Source organism: Microbacterium sp. (assembly GCF_036566905.1).
GTDB lineage: Bacteria > Actinomycetota > Actinomycetes > Actinomycetales > Microbacteriaceae > Microbacterium.
Genome location: NZ_DATCVK010000205.1, coordinates 19,444 through 35,749, shown reverse-complemented (window position 1 = coordinate 35,749; position 16,306 = coordinate 19,444). Strand labels below are relative to the sequence as shown.

At 70.4% G+C, this 16,306-nt stretch carries 14 protein-coding genes; 3 read left to right on the top strand and 11 right to left on the bottom strand.

Going from position 1 to position 16,306, the window contains the following annotated elements:
* From tsaB to coaA, 6 genes are all read right to left on the bottom strand, one after another.
* Nucleotides 1-540: tRNA (adenosine(37)-N6)-threonylcarbamoyltransferase complex dimerization subunit type 1 TsaB (tsaB, locus tag VIP82_RS17450; protein ID WP_331910915.1), on the bottom strand; the 540-nt coding region annotated here is incomplete at its 3' end.
* Nucleotides 537-1,004 (bottom strand): tRNA (adenosine(37)-N6)-threonylcarbamoyltransferase complex ATPase subunit type 1 TsaE, encoded by a 468-nt coding sequence (gene tsaE / locus VIP82_RS17445; RefSeq protein WP_414684697.1) that lies wholly within the window; start codon nucleotides 1,002-1,004, stop codon nucleotides 537-539. The genes tsaE and tsaB, both read right to left, overlap by 4 nt.
* Before the next feature lie 119 nt (nucleotides 1,005-1,123).
* A complete protein-coding gene (gene alr, locus VIP82_RS17440; protein WP_331910911.1) occupies nucleotides 1,124-2,248 on the bottom strand; it encodes an alanine racemase in 1,125 nt (374 codons plus the stop codon).
* Complete coding sequence (locus VIP82_RS17435) at nucleotides 2,245-2,658, bottom strand: holo-ACP synthase (RefSeq protein ID WP_331910909.1); 414 nt, start codon at nucleotides 2,656-2,658, stop codon at nucleotides 2,245-2,247. Before VIP82_RS17435 ends, alr begins: the two co-directional genes overlap by 4 nt.
* 57 nt (nucleotides 2,659-2,715) lie before the next feature.
* Complete coding sequence (gene glmS / locus VIP82_RS17430; protein ID WP_331910907.1) at nucleotides 2,716-4,566, bottom strand: glutamine--fructose-6-phosphate transaminase (isomerizing); 1,851 nt, start codon at nucleotides 4,564-4,566, stop codon at nucleotides 2,716-2,718.
* A 148-nt stretch (nucleotides 4,567-4,714) separates the two neighbouring features.
* Nucleotides 4,715-5,683, bottom strand: a complete 969-nt coding sequence (gene coaA, locus VIP82_RS17425; RefSeq protein ID WP_331910905.1) for a type I pantothenate kinase — start codon at nucleotides 5,681-5,683, stop codon at nucleotides 4,715-4,717.
* 41 nt (nucleotides 5,684-5,724) lie between these two features.
* Here coaA and VIP82_RS17420 point away from each other — a divergent pair, with 41 nt between their 5' ends.
* The 3 genes from VIP82_RS17420 (at nucleotide 5,725) to VIP82_RS17410 (ending at nucleotide 10,216) form a co-directional block, all read left to right on the top strand.
* On the top strand, nucleotides 5,725-6,669 hold the full coding sequence (locus tag VIP82_RS17420) for a Ppx/GppA phosphatase family protein (protein ID WP_331910903.1): 945 nt from the start codon (nucleotides 5,725-5,727) through the stop codon (nucleotides 6,667-6,669).
* Between the two features lie 105 nt (nucleotides 6,670-6,774).
* The gene (locus VIP82_RS17415; RefSeq protein ID WP_331910901.1) at nucleotides 6,775-9,360 is read left to right on the top strand and encodes an ATP-binding protein; all 2,586 of its coding nucleotides are present in this window, start codon (nucleotides 6,775-6,777) and stop codon (nucleotides 9,358-9,360) included.
* A gap of 13 nt (nucleotides 9,361-9,373) precedes the next feature.
* A complete protein-coding gene (locus VIP82_RS17410; protein ID WP_331910899.1) occupies nucleotides 9,374-10,216 on the top strand; it encodes a hypothetical protein in 843 nt (280 codons plus the stop codon).
* 33 nt (nucleotides 10,217-10,249) lie between these two features.
* On the opposite strand, the gene VIP82_RS17405 is transcribed toward VIP82_RS17410, so the two are convergent.
* The 5 genes from VIP82_RS17405 to VIP82_RS17385 all read right to left on the bottom strand — a co-directional run bounded on the left by VIP82_RS17405 (nucleotide 10,250) and on the right by VIP82_RS17385 (nucleotide 16,305).
* Nucleotides 10,250-10,966 carry a hypothetical protein gene (locus VIP82_RS17405; RefSeq protein WP_331910897.1) on the bottom strand — a complete coding sequence of 239 codons (717 nt, stop codon included), beginning with the start codon at nucleotides 10,964-10,966 and terminating at the stop codon, nucleotides 10,250-10,252.
* A 261-nt stretch (nucleotides 10,967-11,227) separates the two neighbouring features.
* The gene (locus VIP82_RS17400) at nucleotides 11,228-13,258 is read right to left on the bottom strand and encodes a glycoside hydrolase family 32 protein (RefSeq protein ID WP_331910895.1); all 2,031 of its coding nucleotides are present in this window, start codon (nucleotides 13,256-13,258) and stop codon (nucleotides 11,228-11,230) included.
* 79 nt (nucleotides 13,259-13,337) lie between these two features.
* The gene (locus VIP82_RS17395) at nucleotides 13,338-14,306 is read right to left on the bottom strand and encodes a glycoside hydrolase family protein (RefSeq protein WP_331910893.1); all 969 of its coding nucleotides are present in this window, start codon (nucleotides 14,304-14,306) and stop codon (nucleotides 13,338-13,340) included.
* A gap of 107 nt (nucleotides 14,307-14,413) precedes the next feature.
* Nucleotides 14,414-15,358, bottom strand: a complete 945-nt coding sequence (locus VIP82_RS17390) for a carbohydrate kinase family protein (RefSeq protein ID WP_331910891.1) — start codon at nucleotides 15,356-15,358, stop codon at nucleotides 14,414-14,416.
* The gene (locus VIP82_RS17385) at nucleotides 15,355-16,305 is read right to left on the bottom strand and encodes a carbohydrate ABC transporter permease (protein ID WP_331910889.1); all 951 of its coding nucleotides are present in this window, start codon (nucleotides 16,303-16,305) and stop codon (nucleotides 15,355-15,357) included. Before VIP82_RS17385 ends, VIP82_RS17390 begins: the two co-directional genes overlap by 4 nt.
* Nucleotide 16,306 lies beyond the last annotated feature (1 nt).

Genomic DNA, 16,306 nt, shown 5'->3' with positions numbered 1-16,306 from the left:
GTCGGCGTCGCGGCGTTCGGCCGCCGCCTGCGCGAGCGCGGCATCGAGGTCATCGCGCGGAATGAGCGCCGGCTCGGCGACGCGGACCGGGAGCCCGTCGTCGTCGAGTCCGCGGTAGAGCGTGTACGCGAACTCGCGCCGGCGCGCGTCGGTCACCACCGCGAATGTCTCGTCGTCGGGGTTCTCGTGGCCGCCCGCCGATCCCCAGTCGGCCGTGAGGGCGCTGTGGAGGAGCAGCTCCAGCGCGACAGCGTCATGGCTGACGACGGGAATGACGGGCAGGCCTCGTCCGAGGGCGAACGTGCGCGCCGCCGCGATGCCCACGCGCAGGCCGGTGAAGGGGCCGGGACCCATTCCCGCGGCGACATGCGTGATGTCGGAGGGGCGCACGGATGCCTCGGCGAGCGCCCGCTCGAGCAGGGTGCCGATGACCTCGGCGTGACCGCGCGGATCGAGGCTGGCGGCTTCGGATCGGATGAGGCCATCGGGCTCGACCACCGCCACTGCGGAGCCGAGCGACGTGTCGATGCCGAGGATCACCCTTCCAGGGTAGTCGGCGCGCCGTGGCGCGAGATCTTCACGAGGCGGGGGGCGTCGGCGTCGAGCTCCGCCTCGTGGGCGACGCCGTAGCACGCGTCATCCTGCCCTCGCCCGTGCCACTCGCGGTCGAGCTCCACCTCCCACCAGTGGTCCCGGATGCCGTCGACGAGACCCCGCCCCCACTCAACGATCACGACGGAGCCGTCGAAGTCGATGTCGAGGTCGTCCAGCTCGGCGGCCGAGCCCAGCCGGTAGGCGTCGACATGCACGAGAGGCGCGCCGCCGACGAGCGACGGGTGGGTGCGGGCGAGCACGAACGTCGGGCTCTGGATGGGGCCGCGCACGTCCAGCCCGCGGCCGATGCCCCGTGTGAGGGTGGTCTTCCCTGCGCCGAGCGGTCCGGTGAGGACCACCATGTCGCCGGGGCGCAGCATCCGTCCCATCTCCTCACCGAGCGCCTCCATGGCGTCGGGCGAGGTGATCTCACGCGTGCCGACGAGTGCGTCGATCCCTTGGGTGCCGGTGTTCGAGGTCACGGTGTCCACGTGGTCTTCAACAACGTGGGCGTCGTCGGCGTTCCCGCTCATTCCTCGACCTGCCGCCGGGCGACCCGAGGGCCGACGCGCGTGACGATCTCGTAGTTGATCGTGCCCGCGGCATCCGCCCATTCTGTCGCAGCGGGTGCCCCCAGGGTCGGATCGCCGAAGAGCAGGGCCTCGTCACCCACGGCGACGCGCGCATCGCCGACGTCGACGACGAACTGATCCATCGCGATGCGCCCGGCGACGGTGAACCGGCGCCCGCCGATCATGACGGGACCGGCCCCCGATGCCTGCCGGGGCACGCCGTCGGCGTAGCCCAGCGGCACGAGCGCGAGGGTGGTGTCGCGCTCGGTGCGGTAGTCGTACCCGTACGACACGCCCTGACCGGCGGGCACGCGGCGGACGGCGGCGACCGCACCGCGCAGGGTCATCGCCGGGCGGAGGCCCAGGTCTGCCGATGTGCGGTCGGCGAACGGCGAGAGTCCGTAGATCCCGATGCCGATGCGCACGCACCCGAGCCGCGACTCGGGCAGGTCGATCGCGGCGTGCGTCGCGGCGAGATGCCGCAGCGGCGGCGCGAGTCCGAGCGAGGCGGCGACGCCGATGCCCTCTTCGAAGGAGCGCAGGGCCGCGCGGTCGTCCTCGACCGAGGCATTGGAGAGGTGGCTGAACAGGGCGATGACGCGCACCCGCCCGATCCGCTCGAGGCGCGCGGCCTCGGCGAAGACGACGCGGTAGTCGTCGGGCGCGATGCCGTTGCGCGCCAGCCCGGTCTCGAGCTTGAGGTGCACTCCGACAGGACGATCGGCGGATGCCGCAGCGGCGGCTCTCTGCAGCTGGTCGAGGCTCGAGATGCCGAGCTCGATGCCGCGGGCGGCCGCCTCGGCGAAGTCGGCACCCGGAGCGTGCAGCCACGCCACGATCGGCGCGTCGATGCCCGCACGGCGGAGCGCGAGAGCCTCGGTGATGTCCGAGACACCCAGCCGGGAGGCGCCGCCCGCGAGCGCCGCGAGCGCCGAGCGGACAGCCCCGTGCCCGTAGCCGTCGGCCTTGACGACCGCGATCACCTCCGAGTCGGTGAGCCGGCGCAGGTGCCGCACGTTGTCCTCGATGGCGCCCACGTCGATCATCGCCTCGCGCAGGGTGCCGGCGGGCAGACGGCTCATACGGTTCCCTCCGGGGTGCGCGCGGCTGCGCCGAGCTGCGCCGGAACGTCGGAGCCCGGATCCGCTTCGGCGACGACGTACGCCGTCGCGAGGCCCGCATCGTGCGACATCGAGAGGTGCAGTGCCGTGATCCCGCGGCCGGCGACGACGGCGGCCGTCGATCCGCACAGCGAGAAGAGCGGCCGGCCGGATGCTTCGGAGGCGATCTCGATCTCGGTCCAGTGCACGCCGTCCGAGCCGCCGAGCGCCTTGATGAGCGCCTCCTTGGCGGCGTACCGCGCCGCGAGTGAGTGCGGCTTGAGGCGGCGCTCCGCGTCGGAGAAGAGACGATCGAGGAGCCGCGGCGTGCGCGCGATGGTTCGCTCGAAACGCGGGATGTCGACGAGGTCGACGCCGATTCCGACGATCACGTGAACCTCCTGCCGCGCCGCGCGCGCGGCCTCCGACAGACTATCGCGCGGTCACCGTTACTCGACGGTGACCGACTTCGCGAGGTTGCGGGGCTGGTCGACGTCGAGTCCCTTGGCCGTCGCGAGGCCCATCGCGAAGATGTGCAGGGGCACGACGGCCAGGAGCGGCTCGAAGAAGGGTCCGGCGAGCGGGATGCGCAGCACCTCGTCGGCCTTGGGCAGCACCGCGGCGTCACCCTCCTCCGCGATCGCGATGACGCGGGCGCCGCGCGCGCGGATCTCCTCGATGCTCGAGATGACCTTCTTGTGCATCTCGGCCGACTTGCGCGGCGACGGCACGACGACGAACACCGGCTGGCCGGGCTCGATGAGCGCGATGGGGCCGTGCTTGAGCTCGCCGGCGGCGAAGCCCTCGGCGTGGATGTACGCGAGCTCCTTGAGCTTGAGCGCGCCCTCGAGCGCGATGGGGTAGCCGACGTGGCGGCCGAGGAACAGCACCGAGCGGGTGTCGGCCATCCAGTGGGCGAACTGCTCGATGCGGGGCTGCTCGCGCTCGAGGATCTGCGCGATCTTGCCCGGGATCGCCTCGAGCTCGCGCACGTGATCGGCGGCGTCGGCCGGGGTGATCGCACCGCGGACGCGGCCGATGTGCAGCCCCATCAGGTACAGCGCGGTGATCTGCGCGACGAACGCCTTCGTCGACGCGACGGCGACCTCGGGACCGGCGTGCGTATAGACGATCGCGTCGGACTCGCGAGGGATGGTGGCGCCCTGGGTGTTGCAGATCGAGAGCGTCTTCGCACCGCGCTCGCGCGCGTACTTGACGGCCATGAGCGTGTCCATCGTCTCGCCCGACTGGCTGATCGAGACGACCAGGGTGTCGCTCCCGATCACCGGATCGCGATAGCGGAACTCGTGTGCGAGCTCGACGTCGACCGGGATGCGGGTCCACTGCTCGATCGCGTACTTGCCGACCTGACCGGCGTAGGCGGCGGTGCCGCACGCGATGACGATGATGCGCGAGATGCCGAGGAACAGGTCGTCGAGACCGGCGAGCTCGGGGATGACGACCTCGCCGTCGCGGATGCGGCCGCGCAGTGTGTTGGCCACGGCATCCGGCTCCTCCGAGACCTCCTTGGCCATGAACGACGACCAGCCGCCCTTCTCGGCGGCAGCGGCATCCCACGTCACCTCGAAGGGCTCCACCTCGACGGCGTTGCCCGAGAAGTCGGTGACAGTGACAGCCTCGGGAGTGATCGCGACGATCTGGTCCTGGCCGATCGCGAGGGCGTTGCGCGTGTGCTCGACGAACGCGGCCACGTCCGAGCCGAGGAAGTTCTCCCCGTCACCCAGCCCGATCACGAGCGGCGAGTTGCGGCGCGCCCCGACGACGAGGCCCGGCTGCTCCTGGTGCATCGCGAGCAGCGTGAACGCGCCCTCGAGTCTCGATACGACCGCGCGGAAGGCCTCGACCAGATCGCCGGAGCGGTCGTACTCGCGCCCGAGCAGGACGGCGGCGACCTCGGTGTCGGTCTCGCTGCGGAAAGTGAAGCCGTCCGCGAGGAGCTCGTCCTTGAGCTCGCCGAAGTTCTCGATGATGCCGTTGTGGATGACGGCGAGCTTGTCGTCGTCGGCGAGGTGCGGGTGCGCGTTGCCGTCGGTCGGGCCGCCGTGCGTCGCCCAGCGGGTGTGACCGATGCCGGTGGTGCCGTCGGCGAGCGGCCGGGCCGCGAGGTCGTCGCGGAGCACCTTGAGCTTGCCGGCGCGCTTGCGCATGCCCAGGACACCGTTCGCGTCGATCACGGCGATGCCAGCCGAGTCGTAGCCGCGGTACTCGAGCCGCGAGAGCCCCGAGATCAGGACGGCCTGGCTCTGCCGCGGGCCCACGTATCCGACGATTCCACACATGCCGACAATGGTAGGCGGGGGTTTTCGCAAGGATCCCTTACGAATGCGGATGCCGGCGGCTGGTGGGTTTCGTCTCGCTCGTTCCTCGCTCGCTCAACCTTGACCCGCATCGCATCAACGCTCCTTCGTCGCATTGATCCGACGCGCGTCAAAGCTTGCGGAGCAGGACCGTCTCGACGGTGTGGTCCGCGCCCTTCTGCAGGACGAGGTCGGCGCGGTGGCGCGTGGGAAGCACGTTCTCCTGCAGGTTCGGCAGGTTGATCGTGTTCCAGTAGCCGAGCGCCCGCTCCACGGCCTCCTCGTCGGAGAGCTGGGCGAACACGTTGAAGAACGAGTTCGGGTTGCTGAAGGCCGCGCGGCGCAGGGCGAGGAAGCGATCGACGTACCACTGGGCGATGTGCGCGGCATCCGCGTCCACGAAGACCGAGAAGTCGAACAGGTCGCTCACGGCCACGTCGTTGGGCGTAGGCGGCGGCTGCAGCACGTTGAGGCCCTCGACGATGACGATGTCGGGACGACGCACGGTGACGACCGCGTCGGGGACGATGTCGTATCGCATGTGCGAGTAGAAGGGGGCGCGCACCTCGGGGGCGCCGCTCTTCACCTCGGTGAGGAACGACACCAACGCCCGGCGGTCGTACGACTCGGGGAAGCCCTTGCGGTCCATGAGGCCGCGGCGCTCGAGCTCGGCGTTCGGGTAGAGGAAGCCGTCGGTCGTGACGAGCTCGACGCGGGGCGTGCCCGGCCACCGGCTCGTGAGCTCGCGCAGCAGGCGCGCGATCGTGGACTTGCCGACCGCGACCGACCCCGCCACCCCGACGATGAACGGCGTCGTCGTGTCGGCCTCGCCGAGGAACGCCGACTCTTCGGCGCCGAGCCGCTTGGTGGACTCGGCGTACAGCGACAGCAGACGCGACAGCGGCACGTACACCTGCGCGACCTCGGCCATGTCGAGGCGGTCGCCGAGACCCCGGATCTGGACGATCTCGGTCTCGCTCAGCGGCTGCGTCAGACCGGACGCGAGCCGCGCCCAGTCCGCTCGATCGATCTCGCGATACAGCGAGAGGACTGGGGTGACCGCACCCAGGTCGTAGGTGGTCGCTTCGTCGGCGGACATCGCGCCCATCGTAACCGCTCTCGACCGCTAGCCTGAGACGCGTGCGCCTCGGAGTCCTCGACATCGGCTCGAACACCGTCCACCTGCTGGTCGCCGACGTCCGCCCGGGTGGACGGCCGCTCGCGACGACGAGCCAGCGCACGGTGCTGCGGCTCATGCGCTATCTGGCCCCGGACGGCTCGATCACCGACGAGGGCGTCACGGCGCTCGTCGCCGCGGTGACCGAGGCGCGAAAGGTCGCCGCGGCCGAACGCGTCGATGAGCTGCTCGCCACGGCCACCTCGGCGGTCCGCGAGGCGAAGAACGGCCCCGAGGTTATCGCCCTCATCGAGGAGGCGTTGGGTCAGCCGCTCCAGGTGCTCGGCGGCGAGACCGAGGCGCGGTACACCTTCCTGGCCGTCCGCCGCTGGTTCGGCTGGGCGGCGGGGCAGATCCTGCTCTTCGACATCGGCGGCGGCTCGCTCGAGATCGCTGCCGGGCCCGACGAGCTGCCCGAGGCGGCGGCATCCGTCCCCCTCGGCGCCGGGCGCATGACGATCCAGTTCCTTCCCGACGACCCGCCCGGCGAGGCGGCCGTCGAGCAGCTGCGTGCACATGCACGGGCGACGCTCGCCCCCGTCGCCGAATCGTTCGGCCGGCTGGCTCGCCCGGACCACGTGGTGGGCTCGTCGAAGGCGATCCGCTCGCTCGCGAAGCTTGTCGGCTACCCCGCTCCCGGATGGTCGGGGATCGAACGGATGCTGCTCCCCCGCGCCGCGCTCGGCTCGTGGATCCCGCGGCTCGCGCGCATCCCCGCGTCGGCCCGCCAGGAGCTGCCGGGGATCACCCCCGACCGGACGTTCCAGATCGTCGCCGGTGCGGTCGTGCTGCACGAGGCGATGCGCGCCCTCGACGTCGAGGAGCTCGAGGTCTCGCCGTGGGCGCTGCGCGAGGGCGTGCTGCTGCGCTACATCGAGTCGCTCAGCTGGAGCGCGCCCAGCGCCTGAGACACCCGCGGACCCTGCCCGCCCCATGCCTCGCCACGACTCTCGCCCGACGGGGCTCGATCTCGACCCTTTGCGCCATGGCCCACCGAGCGCGAGGATCACTGTATGGATGGCGCGAAGCGACCGATTCGCACGCCCGATCAGCGCATCCGGGTCTTCATCAGCTCCACGCTGAAGGAGCTCGAACCCGAGCGTCGGGCGGTGCGCGAGGTCGTCGAGCGCCTGCATCTCGCACCCGTGATGTTCGAGCTGGGTGCGCGACCCCATCCGCCCCGCGCGCTGTACCGGTCGTACCTGGATCAGAGCGACATCTTTGTGGGCCTCTACTGGGAGCGTTACGGATGGGTCGCGCCGGACGAGACGGTGTCGGGGCTCGAGGACGAATATCGCCTCTCGGGCTCGCTTCCGCTACTGATCTACATCAAGGAGCCCGCACCGGAGCGTGAAGCGCGGCTGATCGAACTACTCGCGGCGATCCGTGACGACGACCGCTCTTCGTACAAATCCTTCTCCCAACCCGAAGACCTCGCCGAACTGGTGCTCTCCGACATCGCGACACTGCTCGCCGAGCGCTTCGACGCCTCCGTCATCTCGACGACACCAGCCGAGGCATCCGGTCGCGGCGCTGCGGGCGCGGGCATCCCCGCGCCGTACACCGGTCTGGTCGGCCGCGAGCGCGAGCGCGCCGAGATCGCCGCCCTCCTGGCGCGTCGCGACGTTCGCATCCTCTCGATCGTGGGGCCGGGAGGCGTCGGCAAGTCCCGTCTGGCGATCGAGATCGCCATGGATGCCGCAGCCGCGGGCCGGGAGGTCGCTTTCGCGACGCTCGAGTCGGTGGCGCAGCCGGAACGCGTCATCACGGCGTTGGCCCGTGCACTGGGGGTACGCGACACCGGCGATGGCCCGCTCGACGACAAGGTCATCGAGGCGATCGCCGACCGGGACCTGCTGCTGATCGTGGACAACATGGAGCACCTGCTCGGCGCAGCGGGCCTTCTGGTGCGCCTCGTCACCGAGTGCTCACGACTGCAGCTTCTTGTCACGAGCCGGTCGCCGCTGCGAGTTCGCGCCGAGCGCGTCTTCACGCTGTCTCCGCTCGAGGTGCCGGCGACGGACGCCGATGCCGACGACGTCTCGCACGCGTCGGCGGTCGAGCTGTTTCAACAGCGAGCCGCCGCGGTGAATCCGTCCTTCCAGCTGACCGCCGCGAACACCGCGGCGGTCGTCGCCATCTGCCGCGCCCTCGACGGTATGCCGTTGGCGATCGAACTCGCCGCAGCGCGCGTGCGCACGCTCTCGCCGGCGCAGATCCTCGAGCGGCTGGACTCCGCGCTCACGCTCCTGGTCAGCGGGGCGCGCGACCTGCCCGAGCGTCAGCGCGCGCTCAGTCGTACGATCCAGTGGAGCGTCGACCTGCTCGATGCCGAAACCCGGCGTGCGCTCGCCCTGCTGTCCGTGTTCTCGGGGACGTTCGGCTTCGCATCGGCGGAACGTGTGCTGAACGACGCGGGGATCGACGATCCGTTCGGTGCGCTTGAGGCGCTCGTCGACGCGAGCCTTCTCGGCCACGATGAGCGCGGTCGCACCCCGGCATTCCGGCTGCTGTCTCTCGTCCGCGCGTACGCGGCGACTCTGCTCAGCGATGAGGAGCACGCCCGGGCGGTCGCGGCGTGGGTCGACGGCTACCGCGATCTGGGCGCGCGCGCCGCAGCCGGCCTGCGTGGCACGGCGCAGCTCGAGTGGCTGGAGCGCCTCGAGCTGGAGAGCGAGAACCTCGCGAGCGTGATGCGGGCGCTCCTCGACGGGCGGGAGCTGGACGAGGCGGCGGACTACGCGTGGTCGCTGTACCTCTATCTGTGGATCGGCGGGTACCTGGGCCTCGTCCAATCGTGGATGAGCGAGCTGCTCACGGCCGCCGCCGACGGCACGACGATCACGCCTCATTCCCGAGCCATCGCCCTGTACTACGTCAACGCCGTCCGGTTCTGGCAGGACCCGGGCTACGACCCGGTCCCCGGGCTGACGTCGTCGCGGGACCTCTTCCTCGCGACTGACGACGACTTCGGCGCTGCGCTCGCGAGCGTCTCGCTCGCGCTCGCGTTTCTCGCACGCGGAGAGCAGCCCGACTTTCCCGCGGCGATCCAGTCGCTCGAGCACAGCCTCGACGACTTCCGAACGGCCGGCGACGCATGGGGCGAGGCGATGGCGCTCGTCATGCTGGGGCGGATCGACATGCTGGCCGGTGACATCGGGGCGGCGCTGCAGCGCTTCGAAGCCAGCTACACACTCGCGACCGCGCAGGGCGAACGCCTGGGCATCGTCATCGCGCAGAACCATCGCGGATGGGCGAAGTTCCTCGCCGGAGACGTCGAAGGCGGTATGGGTGATTTCGCGGACGGTCTCGACATCTCGCTCGCCCTCGGCCATGACGAGGGAGTCGCCTACGGTCTGGAGGCATTCGTCGGAGTGCGCGCCGCTCAGGGCGACGCGACGGCCGCCGGGCGCCTGCTCGGGGCAGCCCTGCGGCTGCGCAGACGAAAAGGCATTCTCAACCCGGACGCCTTCGAGTTCTACATGGTGCCGGTACAGGCTCTTCGCGATGCCGGCCGCGGCGATGAGATCGACCGGGCGGCGCTCGAAGGGCTCGAGCTCTCTGTGGAGGCGGTGCTGAGCGATGCCCGTGCGCGATGACGGAGAGGATCCCGTGGCGTTCACTCTCCCGAGAACGCCGAGCGGCTACGACCGTGTGTTCGCGACGACGCGGTGGGTCGCCGTGGCCATCCTGCCGTTCCTCGCCATCGCGGCGTTTCTGCTCTTCGCGTTCCCGGCGCGCACCGGTGAGCTCTTCGCGTGGCGGATCGCGCCCCCGCTGTCGGCGTTCCTGCTCGCGTCGGCATACGTGGGCGGGATCTGGTTCTTCCTCCGGGTCGCGGCGACGTCGCGCTGGCATCACGTGAAGCACGGATTCCCGGCGGTCGTCGTCTTCGCCGGCGCGCTGCTGATTGCGACCTTGACGCACCTCGACAGGTTCTCGTCCAACCTGTCGTTCTGGACATGGATCGTGCTGTACGCCACGACGCCGTTCGTCGTCGCCGGCCTGGCGGTCGCGCAGCGCCGCGAGGATCCGGGTACCCCGGACGCCCCGGACTACCGCATCCCGGGGCAGGTTCGCGGCGCGCTCGTCGCGATCGGCGCCGGCGCGTTCGCGTTCGGGGCGGCCGTCTTCGTGGCGCCGGGCGCCGCGACCGAGTTCTGGGCCTGGCAGCTCACGCCCCTGACCGCACAGGTGACGGGCGCGGTGCTCAGCCTCACCGGCGTGGTGAATGTGGCATTGGCATGGGACGCACGCTGGAGCGCCTTCCGTGTGCTGTTCCAGGCTCAATGTCTGAGTCTGACCGCGATCGTGGTGTCGCTCATCGCCCGACGGGATGACCTGCTGTGGGAGCGCGCACTCACTCCGTTGTTCGTGAGCTTGGTCGGCGTGGCCTTCGTGCTCTACCTCGCGTTCACCGTGTGGTGCGAAAAGCGCTTGCGCGCCGCCATGTGACTCTACGGTCGAGGGGCGCGCCGCCCGCGGCGCTCAGTCCAACGAGCTGTCGACACTCACGGTGAAGGCGGTGTAGATGCCGTATACCGCGGCGGCTGCCAGGTGCCACTCCTGGGGCCCCTCCGCTCCGAGGACCAAGGGGCGAGGAGCCTCGACCATCGCAGGATTGATGCGGCGGTGGTCGCTCATGCCGTCGATCATCGCCATCACGGCGACGGCGAGGTCGTGCTCGGTGAGGCCCGCCCGCATGCGCAGACCGAACGCGGCATTGAGCCCGCGGTAGACCTCTGCCATGCGATCGAGGTACCTGCCGACGATCTCGGCCAGTTGCGCGCGGATGTCTTCCCCACCCGGCACCGCGTCGCCGCTGGAGAGCGCCGCCGAGATCGTGCGGTAGACGCGCCAGGCGACCGTGCCTTCCACGGACGCCATGTTGTGCGCGACGGCGACGCGCAGGACCTCACGCAGTGCGGCCTGCCGTCCCGCCGGGGTGTTCGCGGCATCGGAGCTCTCGGCCAGCGCACGCTCGACGAGCTGCAGCGTCTCGCCGTCGAAGCCGGTGTCGAAGCCGGGATCCGCCTCGAACAGGGCACGGACGAGGTCCGCCACGAAGGCTGCACGGTCGGGCCAGATGCGGAAGACGGTCGACCGCGGCACTCCCGCAGCGCGGATCAGGTCCTCGAGCTCGATGTTCGCGTAGTCGAGCAGAAGGCCCTCCGCCTTGACGCGCTCGACAGCGGCGTCGAGCATCAGCGCCCGCGTCTCACCCGCGGGTCGGCGCGATCGGGGTCCGGGATCCTGCACCCTTCGATTATCGCTGGCGACCGCCGGGTCGCGGACCCCGTCGTCGCGCGCGGGGAACGCGGTGCCGAGTCCCCACAACCCGGCACCGCGCTGGTCCTCCGCACGACGGCATGGGGCCGTCGACAGATCGCCGTGCTCGATCCCCCCAGGGTCCGAGCACGTTCGCCACTCTAGAGACTCGGAGTCTCATGTCTCAAATCCGATCACTCAGTCGCTGAGCACGATCTGGTCCACCATCAGGTGCCCCCACTCGCCGGTGGCGTCATCGAGGATCTGGATCTGCGCGGTCCGGCCGGCGAACTCGCGCACATCCCACTCGACCGGGCGGAGCCGTGCCGAGTCTTCCCCGGTCGCGGTGCGAACCGGCTGACCGTCGACGAGCAGCTGCACCGATGTGGCCGGCTCGACGCCGAGCGGATGATCGCCGCCGCCGACCAGAAGGTGAAGGAAGTTCCGGTCGATGGTGAAGGCCGGGGAGGTGACCGTTCCGGTCGCCGGATCTCCCCCGCCCGCGAACGTGTCGGCGACCCGCGCCCCGACCTGCCCGACCAGGCTCGAAGAGCTGGGGCCGGCTGCCACGAAGCTGCCGGTCGCCGTCCATCCCGCTCCCCACGAGGTCCCCTCGAAGTCGCCGATGATCCGCGCGGGCCGCTGCGCGACGCTGCCGAATTCGGTGATCGTCAGGTCGTGGAACGTCGCCGGTCCACCCGCCGCGTACAGTGCGATGCCGTCGTCGCCCGGAGGCGCGAACACCTGACTCGAGTGCACGTAGCGACCGTCGTCGAGGAACACCTCGATCGTGGTCCGGTCGACGAGTATGCGCAGGTGGACGCGGCCGTCGTCAGCCGAGAAGGGCGTGCGGCTCTCGGACTTCCAGGTGCCGGCCGGGTAGCCGGTCTGTCCGCGGTTGAGGTACGCGTACGTCTCCGTCACCCCGACGTCGGCGTGACGGGTGCCATCGGCGGATCGTCGCAGCTGCAGCCCGATGTTGGATGCGGTCTGCCATGTCACGTCCGCCTCCACCTGGTAGGCGTCCCCCTCGTACGCGAGCGGGAGGAACCCGTCCACCGTGACGTCGCCGAGGTCGGCGCGCGTCGTGGCGATGCTCGCCAATGCGGCGACCGGCTGTGACACCAGGCTGAAGGTCGACCCGTAGCGCTTGAGCCGGATCTCTCGCGTGATGGAGTCGGTCCCGTTGAAGCCGTCGGATTCCCACGTCGGCGTCGAGTGCGCGTAGTCCCAGTTGTTCATCCAGCCGACGGCGTACCGCCGATCGAGCGGCGCCGCCGGGTCCTCCCACGTCACCGCGCCGTACCAGTCGAATCCGTGGTCGAGCCACTGCGGGGCATCCTGGTCGAAGGCGAACGACGTGCCGTCGAACGAGCCCGTCCAGTACGCGAAGGTCGCCGGCTCGTTCGTCGCGTACCCGTTCGCGCTGACGCCGAACACCCATTTGAAAGAGCCGTCGTCGGCACGGATCCGGAACAGGTCCGGGCACTCGATGGTGCCGATGCCCGGGTTCACGTACTCCCAGACGCGCGACCAGGTCTTCAGATCCGGCGAGGTGTAGAAGCTCACACGATCGCGCTCGGCGATCAGCGCCACCCAGCGACCCCGCTCGGCGTCCCAGACGACCTTCGGATCACGGAAGTCCGCCCGGCCTCCGTTGGGGATGACGGGCGCCTCGCCGTACGGCCGGAAGTTCCGGCCGTCGTCCGTCGAGTACCAGAGGAACTGCGCCTGCGGGCCCGACGCGTTCGCCTGCTGGGCGAGGGTCGGATGATCCATCTGTGTGACGAGCATCACCACCGTGCCCGCGCCGAAGCCGGCGGTGTTCGCGTGATCGACGACGGCCGATCCCGACCAGAGGTCGTAGTTGGCATTGGTCTTCTTGGGCGCGGCAACGCCTTGATCGGCGAAGACGACGCCGTCGTAGGAGGTCGCCAGCCGCCACTCCGTCCCGAAGTTCGCGGTCGGATCAGCGTCGTAGTCGCCGTTGTACAGGTAGTAGTAGTGGAACTTGCCGTCGACGAAGACCGGCCGCTGCGGGTCGTTCTTCCAGTGGTCCGGCACCGTGAAGTGATACTGCGCGCGGTACTCGTCATCCGAGCCGGCAGCCCGGGCGGCGTCGCCCTGGGCCCCGCCCATCAGACCGCCCGCCACACCGACACCCATCACGGCGAGCGCACCGGCGGCCAGCCGCGCCCGCCTGCGTCCTGCATCTGACACCATCGTCATCCCTTCTCCGTGCGGGCTGCGTACCCCGCGACCGGGGGCTGGGCCGGCACCCGCCCGCGGGGTGCCGGCCCGATCTGTGTCAGGCGCTCGCCACCGCCTCGGTGGCGCGCTGCACGAGCCGCCCTCCGCGCCACTCCACGAGCATGGGATCGGTGATGCCTCCGACGAACGCGCCGTCGTCGCCCGCGTTCCGGAAGGCGAAGAGGAGCCACTGGCCGTCCGAGCGACGTCGCAGCAGACGTCCGACGTAGAGCCGCTCGTCCGTCAAGGGGTACGCGGCGTCCACGTCGAACGGGCCGAGCAGGCTCTCGGCCGGCACCGCCCACGTGCCCCCGCCGGCGTCGCGGCGCACGTCGGTGGCGTGCTCGGCGAGGCAGGAGAAGATCAGCACCGGCCGCCCGTCGACGACCTCGGCCTGCAGCACTTCCAGCTGCCCGAACCCCTGCTCGCTCGGCACGGTCAGCGGTGCCCGCAGCTCCCACGTCCGCAGGTCGGGCGACCAGGCGTGACCCACCACGCCGCGGCCGGCGACCGGTCCCTCGGGCGCGCGGGCGGTGAGCAGCATGTGCCACCCGTCACCGTCGGGGTCGGCGAACACCCAGGGGTCGCGGAAGGCCTCATCGTGCCAGGCGCCGCTCGCGAGCTTCTCGTACCAGGGCTCGCGCGCTTCGAGCACCGGCCCCTCCGCCTTGGTCCAGACGAGGAGGTCGGGCGAAGTGGCGTACCCGATCCGCTGCACATTCCGGCCGTCGGCGGCGAGCGAGGCACCCGTGTAGAACATGAACCACGTCCCGTCCGGATGCCGCACCACCGAACCCGTCCAGGTGGCGAGCTCGTCGAAGGCCGGAGCATCGCTGTGCACCAGCGCGTCCGCGACCTGCGTCCACTCGACGAGGTCGGTCGAGACCGCGTGGCCGATCGCCGCGCGGTGGTGGCGGGCATCCGGATCATGCAGCGCGCGCGAGGCGTAGAGGAAGAACAGGTGGTAGCGGTCGCCGTCGTCAGCGAACCAGAAGTCCCATACCCAGGAGCCGGGGAGGTCGAACAATGCAGGAGCCTTTCGAGTCGGGCGCGACACAGCGCGCCGGGTGAGGTGGTCGGCTGGACAGCCGGAAGCGGGAGTCGTCGCGAGGGAGGAGCGTCGGTCGGTCTGCGTCACGCCATCCGCGCGAGCAGCTCCTCCCGCCGGGGCGGGTCGGCGCCCGGCCGCGACACGGTGATCGCGGCAGCTTCGGCAGAGCGCCGCAGCAGCGCCTCGAGTTCGTCGGGACGGATGCCGCCGCCCGGCGTCCGCACGCCGATGTCGGCCGTGCGAGAGAGGAGGCCGTCGATGAGCGCTCCCATGAAGGTGTCGCCGGCTCCGACCGCGTCGACGACGTCCGTAGGAACGGCGGGAACCACGATCTCGGCGTCAGCGGTCACCGCGATCGCCCCCTCGGCGCCGCGCGTGACCACGACCAGGGCAGGCCCGCCGATCACCCACTCACGCGCGACCTCGATCGCATCCCGACCGGGGTGCAGCCACTGCACGTCCTCGTCGCTGGTCTTGACGACATCGGCGATGCCGATGAGCTCCGCCACGCGGGTTCTGACCGCGTGCGGATCGCGGACGAGCGAGGGGCGGATGTTGGGGTCGTAGGTGATGATCGCGCGGCCGTGCACCGCGCGCACGAGTGCGGCGACCTGGCCGGCGCCGGGCTCGAGGACGGCGCCGACCGACCCGACGTGCACGAGGTCCGCCGAGGCGAACGCGTCCTCCGCGAGTCGCGCGACGTCGTCGCCGAGATCCCACTCGAGATCGAACGTGTACGTCGCGGCCCCGCTCGCATCCAGCACCGCGGTGGCGGTCGACGTCCGCGGCGCGGCGACGGCGTCGACGGCCACCCCGGAGTGGTCGAGCCACCGGCGCACGCGGCGTCCTCGGTCGTCGTCGGCGAGTCGCGTGACGAGGATCGGCGCGCGGCCGAGGCGACCGAGTGTCAGGGCGACGTTCGCGGGACTGCCGCCCGGCGCCTCGTCGACCGCCCCGCCGGCGCGGTGCACGATGTCGACCAGCGACTCGCCGACCACGACCACGCGTGGCGCGGCATCCGGGCTCATCCCTTCACCCCGCTCGCTGCGATGCTGCTCACGAATGCCCGCTGGAAGATCAGGAACACGATCAGCACCGGGACCGTGATGAGCGACGTGTACGCCATCACCTCGCCCCACGCGGTGTTCAGCTGGAAGAAGTACTGCATGCCGACCATGACGGGTCGCAGCTCCTCCTTCTGCACCACCATGAGCGGCCACAGGTACTGGTTCCACGCCGGCAGGAAGGTGAGGATCGCGACCGTCGCGAACGCCGGTCCCGACAGCGGCACGAGGATGCGACGGTAGATGGTGAACCAGCTCGCTCCGTCGATCCGCGCCGCCTCATCCAGCGACTTCGGGATCGTCGAGAAGTACTGGGTGAACAGGAAGATCGAGAACGCGTTCGCGATGAACGGCACGATCTGCACCTCGTAGGTGTTGAGCCAGCCGAAGTCGTACTTGAGCACCCCGCCCTCGATCACGAGGGTCGGCAGCTGCGCCACCCAGTAGACCATCGGCACCGCGATGGTCTCGAACGGCACGATGAGCGTCGCGATCACCAGTGCGAGGACGACGATGCGCCCCTTCCACTGCAGTCGCGACAGAGCGAAGCCCGCCATCGAGTTCACGATGAGGCCGAGTCCGACGGTGAGGACGGTGACGAACACGGAGTTGAAGAGGAACTGCGCGACGGGCACCCGATCGAAGACCCCGAAGTAGTTGTCGAGGCTGATGTCGCCGACCGGAAGGAATGCCATGGGCGAGTCGATGTCCTGCAGGATCTGCGCGTCGGGCTTGAGGCTCGACACGAACATGAAGACGAGCGGGAACAGGAAGATGACGCCGAACACCGACATCGCGATGTAGAGGAAGACCTTGCCCCGGAGCCGGTTCGTCTTCTCACTGCGGACGGGCGGTGCGGATGACGGGCGGCGCGTGTCACGCGCCGTCGTGAGCGTTCTGGTGGCGGTCACG